The following is an 11,679-nucleotide window of genomic DNA, read 5'->3' as shown; positions in this document are numbered from 1 at the left end:
AGCGGGTAAGGGGCGGATGGCATGGCACTGCCGGACATGGACACCTCGGTCGGTCACTCCTTCGGGCTGGAGATCGACGGAGTCGTCATCAAGCAGATCAACGAGGTGACGGGCCTGAAGATGGAGCAGGACGTCATCGAGCTGAAGCAGAACACCGCGGACGGCAAGTACGTCATCAAGAAGCTGCCCGGCCGTCCGAAGGCGGGCGAGGTCACGCTGACGCGCGGTCTGACCGCGGACAACAACTTCGAGAAATGGATCAAGGACGCCCGGTTCGGGAAGATGGGCACGGCCCGCAAGGGCGGCGCCATCATCGTCTTCGACTACGAAGGCCAGGCGATCAAGCGCTACACCCTGGTGAACGCCTGGCCCAAGAGCCTGGAGATCAGCTCGCTGAAGGCGGGCGACACCAGTGTCCTGACGGAGAAGCTCGTCATCACGTACGAGCAGATGGACGTGGCGTGAGCGCCTGATGCGACGGAAGATTGCGCCGACGGCGGCCGCCGACGAGAACGCCGAGGCGGGAGACGGAACGGTCGAGGCGGTCCGTGCCCCGGCCGGGGACCTCGGCGGGGCCGACTCCATGCGGACCGAGTTCACCTTCGAACTGCCCCGCGGGTACGTCGACGAGGCGGGGCGGGTGCACCGCAGCGGGGTGATGCGGCTCGCCACCGCCCGCGACGAGCTCGTACCGCTGCGGGACGACCGGGTGCGGGAGAACCCGGCGTATCTGTCGGTGGTGCTGCTCGGGCGGGTGGTGGAGCGCATCGGCTCGGTGACGGACATCCACGCGGGCGTCATCGAGGACCTGTTCGCCTCGGACCTGGCGTTCCTTCAGGACTTCTACCGGAGGATCAACGCCGAGGGCCACACCCGGGCGCAGGTGACGTGCCCGTCGTGCGACACGGCCTTCGCGGTCGATCTCGCGGGTGGTGGGCGCCTGGGGGAATCGTGACGTACGCGACGGAGCAGCTGTACGACGAAGTCGCGTACATCGCCTACCACTTCCACTGGCCACTGGAGGCGATCCTCGAACTGGAACACCCCGAGCGGCGCCGGTACGTCGACCAGATCGCCCGGCTGAACCGGCTGGCCGGGGGGCGGTGATCGGTGGTGTTCGACGCGCTGCGGAGCTGGTTGCGCGGAAGGGCTCCTGGGGCCCCGGCAGGCCCGGGGCCGGATACGGCACCCGATGCCGTGCCCCCTCGTGAGGCCGATACCGGCTGGCGCGAACTGCCCGTGCAGCGGCTGACGTTCGGGGTGCCGGCGCTGGTGAGCGACCCGCAGGGGTTCGGTGACTCGCTGGCCTCCTGGCGCGATCCGTCGCTGCAGCGGCGTCTGGGGCACGCGGTGAGCGCGGACGCTCCGTCGGGGGTCGTCGGCGGGGTGCTGGAGCCGCGTCCGAGCCCTGCGTTCGTGCAGAGACGGGAGGCGTCGGCGGGCCGGGTCTCGCCGCAGGGGCAGCCGGTGGACCAGGCGGCCGGTGGCGAGACGGCTGCGGCCGTCCGGCCGGTCGAGTCGGTCGGTCCGGCCGGGCCGGTTGAGTCGGTCGAGTCGGTCGAGTCGGTCGACTCGGTCGACGGGGCTCCTTCTGAGACCGTCACGAAGGTGGTCGCTCCCGTAACGCCCGTAACGCCCGTGGCTCCTGCGGTGGTTCCGCGTGCGCCGCAGCCGTCGTTCGTCGTGGCCCGGACGGTGGAGCTGCCGTTGCGGACGCTTCCGGCCCAGGCGTTGCCGGCGGTTTCGGCGGCGACGGCGCCGCGCGAGACGGTGCCGGTCCAGCGGGTGGAAGGAGGACCCCAGCCCCACCCGGGACCCGAGCCGGCCGGGGCCTCCGCGGACGCGGAGCAACGCCTGGTGGGGGAACGGCCCGCAGCCGATGCCCCAGAGGAGATCGCTTCGGTCGCGCCCGCTGCGGTGCAGCGTGCACAGGACGTGGCTCCTCTCGAGGGAGGCGAGCGGTCGGTGCCGGCGGTTCCGGCGGCTGCGGGGCCTGATCGTCAGCCGGAGCTCCGGACGGTCGAGGAGGCCGCCGCCGATGCGGTGGGACAGACGCGGGAGCGGCCCCTGCTCGGGGATCAGGCGACGACCTCCGTGGATGCACCGCCCTTGACGGCACCCGGAGCCCAGGAACCGCCGGCACCTCGGACGCCCGCGCCGCCGGCCCCGCATCTGCCGATGGAGCGGCACGTCCACCACGAGGTGCCTGCCGTGCAGCGCTCGGAGGACGGGCCCCCGGCCGCGGTCGTCGAAACGCCGCCGGAGCGCCCGCTGGTGGGAGAGCAGCCGCTGCGGTCTGCGGGCGCTCCACGACCGGAGACACCGCAGGCACCGGAGGCACCGGAGGCACCGGAGTACGCTCCGGCCCGGCGGGTCGGACTGGGGGCCCCGCTGCCGTCCTTGCCGGGACCTGCACCTGTCCAGCGTCAGGAGTCGCAGCCTGCTGCCCCACCGGGTGCTGCCCCCGTGCCCCGGCGGCTGGGCCTGGGGGCTCCGCTGCCCGCCGTACCCGTACCCGTACCTGCGCCCGTGCCTGTGCCCGTGTCCTCACAGGTATCGGCTCCACCTCCGGTCCCCGAGACCGCGGCGCCCGTGTCCGTCCCATCGGAGACTCCGGCGGCGTCCGCACAGGAACCGGCCGCGGCACCCGTGCCCGTTCAGCGCCGGGAGGAGCCGCTGCCCCTCGTACGCACCACCCCGCTCCAGCGGGCCGCCGAGCAGGTCCCCCTGGTGCCGGAGGCGCGACCGGAGCCCGTGGCCGGGCTCGTGGGGGAGCGCGGACTTCAGCCGCAGTCCGCACCCGAGCCGGCGCCGCAGGCCATGGCCCCGGGCCCGGAACCGATGGCCGCGCCGCCCACGGCCTTGCCGGTGACCTGGGTCCCCTCGCCCGCCTCTCCCGCGCCCGTGCAGCGATCCGTGCGGGCCGATCCGGCAGGAGGGAGCCACGCCGGGACGGCGGCCGGACCACCCACGGCACCGGCCGGCGCCCCGGTGACCTGGGCGCCCACCTCCGCTGATCCCGTACGGCGAGGGGAGCCGGTCGCTCCGGGCTCCGTCGTGTCCCCGGCCGTGGCGTCCTGGGCAGCACAGCCCGTGCCCTCGCCTCTGCCCGTGCAGCGAGCCACGGCGCCCGGTTCGCCCGCGTCCATGCCCCGGCAGCCCGTACCCGTACCCGTATCCGCGGCCGTACAGCGCGTGTTGCTGCCCGAACCGTCACCCGGGCCCGCTGTGCCGGTGTCCTGGTCGCCCGCGCCCGCTCCCGTACAGCGAGCACCCGAGCCGGTGCCGGCGCCGGAACCGGCACCCGCACCAGAGCCGGCACCCGCACCAGAACCGGCACCCGCACCAGAACCGGCACCGGCACCCGAGCCGCCCCCGCCGCCCCCACCGCCGGAGCCGGCTCCCGCCCAGGCGCAGCAACAGGCCGCGACCCCGGCCGCCCCCGCCGCTCCGGGCGCCGGCGAGTCCACCGACGAGCTCGTCCGGCGGCTCGTCGGGCCCCTCGGCCGACTGCTCCGCGCCGAGCTGCGGCTCGACCGGGAACGGGCCGGCGTACGCCTCGATCCCCGCCACTGAACGACGTCAGAACCACCGAACGCCTGAAAGGAAGCCATGGCTCAGAACCAGCAGCCGGACCCCGCCGTGAGCGTGTGCTTCACGGTCGAGATCGACAACATCAACCTCGGGGCGTTCAACAGCTGTGAGGGCCTCGGCTGCGAAGTCGTCATGGAGCAACGCGAGGAGGGCGGCAACAACGGCTACGTCTGGCAGCTGCCGTCCCGGATCAAGTACTCCAACATCAAGCTGAGCCGGCCCGTCACCAAGGACACCGAGAAGGTCACCGCCTGGCTGTCCGGCATGATCAACGGAGTTGACCGGAAGACCGCGCACATCAGCGCGATGACCGTCGAGGGCACCGTCGTGGCCCGCTGGAGCCTGATGGACGTGGTCCCCGTGCGCTGGACCGGGCCGTCCCTCAGCCCGGAGAACGTCAAGGTGGCCACCGAGACCCTGGAGATCGCCCACCACGGCTTTCTCCACGGGGGGAGTTGAGTCGCATGGCCAACCAGCCGGTCGCTTTCATCGCCGCCGCGGCCCCGCCCGGGCCCGCGGACCCGAAGGGGAGCGGCGGCTCCCGCCCCAAGCTCGAACGGGCCTATCTGGAGTTGCGCCAGCCCCCGGCCGACGGCGGGACGACGACCCCGGGCCCGCGCATGGGACAGATCGACTTCCAGTTCAACCCGAAGGAACTCACCCTCGCCAAGACCGCCAAGTGGGAGCGGAAGACCGCCAAGGGCGCCAAGAAGGCTGGGCCCGCCGAGTTCAAGGGCGCGGGACCGTCGAAGCTCACCCTGGAGATGTTCTTCGACGCCACCGGCAAGCAGGACGACAGTGTGGTGTCGGCCGTCGAGTCGCTGCTGTCCTGCTGTGTGCCCACCGACCAGACCCACCAGAAGCAGCAGGGCGTGCCGCCGTGGGTGATCTTCCACTGGGGCGGGCTCACCGGATTCGTCGGGTACGTCAGCCAAGTACAGGCCAAGTACACCCTGTTCACACCCGGCGGCCTGCCCGTCCGGGCCACCTGCCAGGTGACCCTGGAGGAGATCAGCGGGCCCGTGCCGGGACAGAACCCCACCTCCGGCGCGCTCGCCGCCCGCCGGGTGCACCGGGTCGTCTCCGGGGACACGCTCGCGCTGCTGGCGTGGCGCGAGTACGGGGACCCGGCCGCCTGGCGGGACATCGCCGAGGCCAACGGCATCGACGACCCCATGCGCCTGGCGCCCGGGACGGAACTGCTGCTGCCCGCCGCCGAGGAGATCGGGGCCCCGCATGGCCGGTGAGAGCTTCGCCAACACCCTCGCCGTCGAGGTGAACGGACAGCCGCTGCCCGCGCCCCTGGCCGAACTGATCGTCTCCGCCTACGTCGACGACTCCACCCAGCTGCCCGATCTGTTCGTCGTCCGTTTCCGCGACCCCCATCACCTGGTGCTTCCCAGGACGGGCATCACCATCGGCACACCGATGAGGCTCTACGCGCGCGCCGGGGACGACGCCCAGCGCCGGCTCCTGGTCTCCGGGGAGGTCACGGCCGTCGAGATCGACCTCGACGCCACCGGCACCTTCACCGTCGTACGCGGGCTCGACCACGCGCACCGGTTCTTCCGCGGCCGCCGCGTCGCCGGGTACCGGCAGATGACCGCCTCCGACGTCGCCGTGCAGGTGGCCAAGCGGGCCGGGCTGCCCATCGGCAGGGTCGACTCCACGACCACGGTGTACGAGCACCTGGCCCAGCCGGGGATCACCGACTGGGAGTTCCTGCACCGGCTCGCGGACCTCGCGGGCGCGGAAGTCGCCGTCGTCGACGGCGAGTTCGTCTTCCGCGATCCGGCGAGGGCAGAGACAGCGCCCGCGACCTCCACCCGGCCGCAGGCCAGCCCCTACGTGCTCGAGTTCGGGCGGAACCTGCTGCGCTGCCAGGCCGCGGTCACCGCCGCCGACCAGGTCCAGCAGGTCGAGGTGCGCGGCTGGGACGTGCAGGCCAAGGCCGCCGTCGTGGGCCGGGCTCCCGCCGACCGCAGCGAACGGCTCCAGCTCGGGCTCACGCCGGGTCAGGCCGCCGGCCCCTTCGGCAAGGCCGTCTTCCTGGCCACGGACACCCCGTACGGCACCCAGGCCGAGGCCGACCAGGCCGCGAGGGCGCTCGCGGCCGACCTCGCCGCCTCGTTCGCGGAGCTCGACGCGGTCGCCATGGGCATTCCGCAGCTGCGTGCCGGGACAGCGGTCACGCTCGCAGGCGTCGGCGCGCCCTTCGAGGGCAAGTACACGATCTCCGGCAGCCGGCACGTCTTCGACCCGGACACCGGCTACCAGACGTGGATCACGGTCGGCGGCCGTTCCAACCGCTCGCTGTACGGGCTCGCCTCGGGCGGGGGCGGCGGACTCCCGCAGGACCGCGTCGGCGGGCTCGTCAACGCGACGGTGACCGACACCCGGGACCCCGAGGGGCGGGGCCGGGTGAAGCTGGCCTTCCCCTGGCTGGACGGGGAGTACGTCAGCGACTGGGCCAGGACAGCGGACCTCGGCGGCAAGGGTGGCGGAGGCGTCTTCGGTCCGGACGTCGGCGACGAAGTGCTGGTCGGCTTCGAACAGGGCCGGGTGGACCGTCCCTATGTCCTCGGCGGGCTCTACAACGGCCAGGACAAGCCGTCCGAGCACGACTGCGCGCTCGTCGACTCCACCAGCGGGGCCACCAATCGCCGTTCCCTGGTGACCCGTTCCGGCAACCGGCTGGAGCTGCTGGACGCGGCGAACGGGCCCAGGGGAGTCCGCCTGGCGACCGGCGACGGCAAGCTCACCCTCCACCTCGACCAGAAGGCCACCTCCGTCACCGTGCACAGCGACGGGAAGGTCGAGATCACCGCGAAGGAGAAGGTCACCGTCAGGGCCGAGCAGGGCATCAGCATGGACGCCGGTACCGGAGAACTCGAACTGTCCGGTCAGTCCGTCCAGATCAAGGCCCAGGCCGGGGTCGACGTCGACGGCGGCGCGGGCACGGTGGGGCTGAAGACCAACGGCCAGGTCGAGGTCAAGGGCACCACCGTCGGGGTCGACGGGAAGGCGAGCACCGAGATCAAGGGCGGAGCAAGCTGCTCCATCAGCGCCGCCCTCGTCCGCATCAACTAGCCGTACCGACCAACGCAACGACCAGCCTGAGGAGTCGTACGAGATGCCGCCTGCCGCACGCGTCGGTGACCCCACCGGGCACCCGGGGGTGATCGGGCCGCCCGGGGTGCCCACCGTGCTCATCGCGGGGATGCCCGCGGCCGTGGTCTCGACCCCCCACATCTGCTCGTTCCCACCGCCGGCCGTGCACCCCCCGTCCGTGATCGCCCCGCCCGGCTGCCCCACCGTTCTCATCGGCGGCATGCCGGCCGCGCGCATGGGCGACCTGGCCGCGTGCGGGGCGCCGATCGTCATGGGCGCGGTCACCGTGCTGATCGGGGGCTGAGGACCGTGGGAGAGCAGTTCATCGGCTCCGGCTGGGCCTTTCCGGTACACACCGACGCGACCGGGGCCGTGGCGCTGGTCGGCGGGGACCGGGAGATCGAGGAGAGCATGCGGCTGATCCTCGGCACCGCGCCCGGCGAGCGGCCCATGCGCCCGGAGTTCGGGTGCGCGATCCACGACCACGTCTTCGCGCCCGCCGACGCCGCCACGGCCGCGCACATCGCGTACGAGGTCCGGCTGTCGCTGGAGCGGTGGGAGCCGCGGATCGACCTCGTCGACGTCGGCGTCACCTTCGACGCACGGGACGAGGGCACCCTCTACATCGACATCCGGTACGCGCCCCGGGGCACCAACGACCCCCGCAACCTGGTGTTTCCGTTCTATGTGATCCCCGCGCACGAGAGCGGCTCCGCGGAGGCTGGTGACCGGTGAACCTGCCCGAACCCCATCTCGACGACCGGCGCTTCCAGGACCTCGTCGACGAGGCCAAGCGGATGGTGCAGCAGCGCTGCCCCGAGTGGAGCGACCACAACGTCTCCGACCCGGGCGTCACGCTGATCGAGGCCTTCGCGCACATGACCGATCAGCTGATCTACCGGCTGAACCGGATCCCGGAGAAGAACCACCTGGCGTTTCTCGACCTGATCGGGCTCACCCTGTACCCGCCCACGGCCGCCCGCACCGACGTCACCTTCTGGCTGTCGGCGCCGCAGGACCAGACCGTGCGGGTACGGGAGGGGACCGAGGTCGCCACGCACCGCACGGAGACCGAGGAGGCCGTGGTCTTCTCGACGGTCCGCGAACTGGCGATCGTCCCCGTGGAGTTGACGGCTCTTGCCGCCGTCACCGGCGAACCGGGCGCCGTGGCCGCCGACCAGGCGGCCGAGCTGTCCCCCGGACCCCGTCCGGGGGGACCCCCAGCCGGCCGCGGGGTGCCGTGCTTCTCCGCCGTACCGCGCCCCGGCGACGCCGTGCTCTTCGGCCTCTCGCGGGCCGCGCCCTCCTGCGTGGTGGCGCTGCGGCTGGACTTCCCGGTGGCCGGCCACGGCATCGACCCCGAGCACCCGCCGCTGGCCTGGGAGGCGTGGACCGCCGAGGGCTGGACCCGTTGCGAGGTCGACCGCGACGGCACGGGAGGCTTCAACCGGCCCGGCGACGTACTGGTCCAGCTGCCGTCCGGGCACCTGGCGTCGGTGGAGGCCCGGCAGCGGGCGGGCTGGCTGCGGTGCGTGGTGCAGGCCCCCGTCGAGGGGCAGCGCACGTACTCGGCGACCCCGGAGCTGCTGTCCGCCGAGGCGTTCACCGTCGGCGGGACCGCCCCGGCCGTGCACGCCGAACGGGCCGGCGAGGAACTCCTCGGGGTCTCCGAAGGCGTGCCCGCCCAGACGTTCGCGCTGGACCGGGCCCCCGTGGTGGCGGGCGGGCCGCCGTTCGTCGTGGAGACCGCGGCCCCCGGAGCGGAGTGGAGGGAGTGGACCGAGGTCGAGCACTTCGGCGAATCCGGCCCCCTGGACCGGCACATACGACTGGATCGAAGCACCGGCGAGGTGAGCTTCGGCCCGGCGGTGCGGCAGCCCGACGGCACCCTCCGGCACTACGGGGCCGTTCCCGCCAAGGGCGTCCCGGTGCGGGCCCGTTCGTATCTCGCGGGCGGCGGACGGCGCGGCAACGTGGCGCGCCGCGCCCTCGCCGTGCTGCGCAGCTCGATCCCGTACATCGCCCGGGTGGAGAACCGGCGGGCGGCGAGCGGCGGTGTCGACGGCGAGGACGTGGCGAACGCCCGGCTGCGCGGTGCGTCGGCGCTGCGCACCCGGGAGCGGGCCGTGACGGCCGACGACTACGAGTACCTGACCAGGCAGGCGGCTCCTGAGATCGCCCGGGTACGGTGCGTGGACGCGGGCGCGGGCGGGGTGCGGGTGCTGCTGGTCCCGGCCGCCGAGGACGACGGCGAAGGACGCCTGGAGTTCGGGCAGATGGCCTGCCCCGCGCAGCTCCTGGCCCGGGTCGCGGCACATCTGGACGCGCGGCGCATGCTGGGCGCACGGCTGGTCGTCGAGCCGCCGTACTACCAGGGCGTGACGGTGGTCGCAGTGCTCCAGGCGGCGGCGGGTGTCCCGGCCGCCAGGGTGCAGCGGGCGGCGCTCGCCGCCCTCCACCGCCGTCTGAACCCGCTCACCGGCGGCCCGGACGGCGACGGCTGGCCGTTCGGGCGGACCGTGCACAGCGGGGAGGTCTTCGCGGTGCTCCAGCAGGTCGCCGGGGTGGAGGCCGTGGAGAGCGTACGGCTGTTCCCCGCGGACCTCCAGACGCGCCGGCGCGGCGAACCGGCGGAGCGGATCACGCTGGACGCGGGCTCGCTGGTCTTCAGCTACGACCACCAGGTGCGGGCGGTGTGAGACGAGTGGGGGTGACCGGTGGCGACTGAGCGCCGCATCGTGCCCGGGCTGCGGACCAGGCATCCGCTGGGGGCCCGGCTGCCCGGCATGTACGCGGACGACGACTTCGTCCAGCGGCTCACGGAGGCCCTCGACGAGGTGCTGGCGCCCGTGCTGGGCGTGCTCGACAGCCTTCCCGCGTACTTCGACCCGCGCCTGGCACCCGAGGACTTCCGGGCGCTGCTCGCCGCCTGGGCGGGGACCGAGGGCGAGGTGTGCGGGGCGGTGCCCGGGCACGCCTCGCGGGGCACCGCGCAGGGACTCGCGGAGCAGGTCCGCCGGGTCTTCGGGGTCACCCCGCAGATCGAGGAGAGCGGCGGCACGGTGTGGTCGCCGACCGCTCTGACCACGCTCCCGGGCGCGCCGCAGCCGTACCTGACGGTGCGGCTGCGGGTTCCCGCGTCCCAGGCGGTGGACGAGGCGGCCGTATCGGCGCTCGTCGCCCGGAACAGGCCGGTGCATCTGCCGTTCACCGTCGAGGTGATCGTGGAGCCGTAGCGGGGCGTACGACCGGCGCCTTGCCACCCGAGGGGCGGCCCCGAATGACCAGGGGCGCGCAGAACGCCCGGGGAAGCACGCATGTTGCACGCGCGGGCCCATATGGGGTAATCAGTTACTCCGCCGGTGCGGAGAGTGAGCGCTCATCCTTGACCTCCTGTCGGGGGAGGAGGCCTTTATGCACGAAACCGTGTGCGAGCGGCTGGTGCCGGGGCTCGCTCGGGGAACGGCACCGCTGACGCTGCTCGTCGCTCCCGCCGGGTACGGCAAGACCACCCTGCTCACGGGGACCGCGGACGTCTTCCCGGGGAAGGTGCTGCACTGGCGTCCGTGCCGTGACACCCTCGGGGTGCCCTCACTGCTGGCCAGTCTGGGAAGGCAGTTGGAGCTCTCCGACGCGGTGTCCGTGGAGTCCGTCCTGCTGGCCGTCGAGCGCCGTGCGGACCCGGTCCTGCTGCTCGTCGACGGCGTCCAGCACGTGCACGGCAGCCCGGCCGAGGCATTACTGGAGGAACTGGCCGTGCTGGCGCCGCGGAACCTGCGGCTGATCCTGGCCGGCCGCCGGATGCCCGCACTGAACCTCACCCGGCTGGAACTGGCGGACACCGCCGTGCTGCGCGCCGCTGAACTGCGGCTCGACGAGGGTGAGATCGCATCCGTCTTCCCGGACACCCCGGAGGTCACCCGGCAGCTCGCCGTGCTCACTCAGGGCTGGCCCGCTCTCCTCAGACTCAGCAGGCCGGCGGTACTGGCGGGCCGCGACCCGCTGGAATTCGCCGCCCTGCGCACCTATCTGGACCGGGAAGTGCTGGAAGCGCTGCCGCCCCGGCTCGTGCGTCTGATGGAACGGGGACCCGACGACCCCGGCGGCCACGACGGGGCCGACGCGCCCGAACTCGCCGAGGAATACGGCCTGCAGACAGACGTGCCGCTGCTGCGGTCGCACCTGGCCCGGCGCTGCGTACGGCCGGCCCGGCACACGGGCACCCCGCACCGCACCGAGGGAGCCCCGTCCGCGTCGCTGTCCCTGCGCTGCTTCCAGCGGTACGAGGCCACCCTTGCGGGGCGTCCGCTGGACTGGAGCCGCACCCGGCCGCGCGTACGGGCGCTGGCCCGGCTGCTGTCCGTCCACGCGGGGCGGCCCGTCCACCGGGAGGAGCTGATGGCCGCCTTGTGGCCGCAGAGCCCGGCCCATACGGCCGGACGAGGACTGCAGGTCGCCGTCTCGGCCCTGCGGACCGTGCTGGAACCGGGCACCGGACGAGGAAGGTCCCAGGTGCTGGTGCGGTCGGGCGAGGCGTACATGCTGGCGCTGGGCCCCGGGGCCAGCTGCGACGTACAGGCCTTCGAGGCCGCGGCCGGGGAGGGCCTGCGGGCGGCGGCGCGCGGGGAGGCGGACCGGGCGGCGGGGACGCTGGCGCGGGCCCTTCGGCTCTACACCGGGGAGTTGCTGCCGGAGGACGGCCCGGCGGAGTGGGTGGTGCCGATCCGTGAGCAGTACCGCAACCAGGCGGTGCGGGCGGCCCACGCGCTGGCCGAAGTGGAACTCGGCCGGAACCGCGCGGCGGCTGCGGTGGCGGCCGCCGGGCACGCGCTGTCCCTGGATCCGTTCCAGGACGCGGTGTGGCGGCTGCTGATCGCGGCCCACCGGCAGGCCGGTGACCCGGTCGCGGCCCGGCACGCGGAGCGGCGGCACGCGCAGATGCTGGACACCCTGGGTGTCGTGTGAGACTCCCGG

Annotated in this window: 11 protein-coding genes; all 11 read left to right on the top strand. The window is 73.5% G+C overall.

The window, feature by feature from the left end:
* Positions 1-21: 21 nt before the first annotated feature.
* Positions 22-465 carry a phage tail protein gene (locus tag AB0K02_RS10795; protein ID WP_100110404.1) on the top strand — a complete coding sequence of 148 codons (444 nt, stop codon included), beginning with the start codon at positions 22-24 and terminating at the stop codon, positions 463-465.
* Positions 466-472: 7 nt separating this feature from the next.
* Positions 473-955, top strand: a complete 483-nt coding sequence (locus AB0K02_RS10790; RefSeq protein ID WP_365992029.1) for a hypothetical protein — start codon at positions 473-475, stop codon at positions 953-955.
* Positions 952-1,107, top strand: coding sequence for a DUF6760 family protein (locus tag AB0K02_RS10785; RefSeq protein ID WP_365992028.1), 156 nt, complete (start codon positions 952-954; stop codon positions 1,105-1,107). The genes AB0K02_RS10790 and AB0K02_RS10785 overlap by 4 nt, the downstream gene beginning before the upstream one ends.
* A 2,505-nt stretch (positions 1,108-3,612) precedes the next feature.
* Positions 3,613-4,053 (top strand): phage tail protein, encoded by a 441-nt coding sequence (locus tag AB0K02_RS10780; RefSeq protein WP_365992027.1) that lies wholly within the window; start codon positions 3,613-3,615, stop codon positions 4,051-4,053.
* Between the two features lie 5 nt (positions 4,054-4,058).
* Positions 4,059-4,841: a LysM peptidoglycan-binding domain-containing protein gene (locus tag AB0K02_RS10775; protein WP_365992026.1), complete on the top strand. Its 783-nt coding sequence runs from the start codon at positions 4,059-4,061 to the stop codon at positions 4,839-4,841.
* Positions 4,831-6,684, top strand: a complete 1,854-nt coding sequence (locus tag AB0K02_RS10770; RefSeq protein ID WP_365992025.1) for a VgrG-related protein — start codon at positions 4,831-4,833, stop codon at positions 6,682-6,684. Before AB0K02_RS10775 ends, AB0K02_RS10770 begins: the two co-directional genes overlap by 11 nt.
* Positions 6,685-6,727: 43 nt before the next feature.
* Complete coding sequence (locus AB0K02_RS10765) at positions 6,728-7,009, top strand: PAAR domain-containing protein (RefSeq protein ID WP_365992024.1); 282 nt, start codon at positions 6,728-6,730, stop codon at positions 7,007-7,009.
* 5 nt (positions 7,010-7,014) lie between these two features.
* Positions 7,015-7,440: a GPW/gp25 family protein gene (locus AB0K02_RS10760; protein WP_365992023.1), complete on the top strand. Its 426-nt coding sequence runs from the start codon at positions 7,015-7,017 to the stop codon at positions 7,438-7,440.
* Entirely contained in the window at positions 7,437-9,404 is a 1,968-nt protein-coding gene (locus tag AB0K02_RS10755; protein WP_365992022.1) for a putative baseplate assembly protein, read from the top strand. The genes AB0K02_RS10760 and AB0K02_RS10755 overlap by 4 nt, the downstream gene beginning before the upstream one ends.
* An 18-nt stretch (positions 9,405-9,422) precedes the next feature.
* Positions 9,423-9,941 carry a phage tail protein gene (locus AB0K02_RS10750; RefSeq protein WP_365992021.1) on the top strand — a complete coding sequence of 173 codons (519 nt, stop codon included), beginning with the start codon at positions 9,423-9,425 and terminating at the stop codon, positions 9,939-9,941.
* 178 nt (positions 9,942-10,119) lie between these two features.
* Complete coding sequence (locus AB0K02_RS10745; RefSeq protein WP_365992020.1) at positions 10,120-11,670, top strand: BTAD domain-containing putative transcriptional regulator; 1,551 nt, start codon at positions 10,120-10,122, stop codon at positions 11,668-11,670.
* Positions 11,671-11,679: the final 9 nt, after the last annotated feature.

Origin of the sequence: Streptomyces sp. NPDC049597 (genome assembly GCF_040675505.1) — a bacterium.
Classification (GTDB): domain Bacteria; phylum Actinomycetota; class Actinomycetes; order Streptomycetales; family Streptomycetaceae; genus Streptomyces.
Note: the sequence above shows the minus strand (reverse complement) of the source record. Positions and strands in the feature narration are given on the sequence as shown.

Coding starts and splice junctions, on each gene's coding strand:
- AB0K02_RS10795 (WP_100110404.1), top strand. CDS start 22: ATGGCACTGCCGGACATGGACACCTCGGTCGGTCACTCCTTCGGGCTG.
- AB0K02_RS10790 (WP_365992029.1), top strand. CDS start 473: ATGCGACGGAAGATTGCGCCGACGGCGGCCGCCGACGAGAACGCCGAG.
- AB0K02_RS10780 (WP_365992027.1), top strand. CDS start 3,613: ATGGCTCAGAACCAGCAGCCGGACCCCGCCGTGAGCGTGTGCTTCACG.
- AB0K02_RS10775 (WP_365992026.1), top strand. CDS start 4,059: ATGGCCAACCAGCCGGTCGCTTTCATCGCCGCCGCGGCCCCGCCCGGG.
- AB0K02_RS10770 (WP_365992025.1), top strand. CDS start 4,831: ATGGCCGGTGAGAGCTTCGCCAACACCCTCGCCGTCGAGGTGAACGGA.
- AB0K02_RS10765 (WP_365992024.1), top strand. CDS start 6,728: ATGCCGCCTGCCGCACGCGTCGGTGACCCCACCGGGCACCCGGGGGTG.
- AB0K02_RS10745 (WP_365992020.1), top strand. CDS start 10,120: ATGCACGAAACCGTGTGCGAGCGGCTGGTGCCGGGGCTCGCTCGGGGA.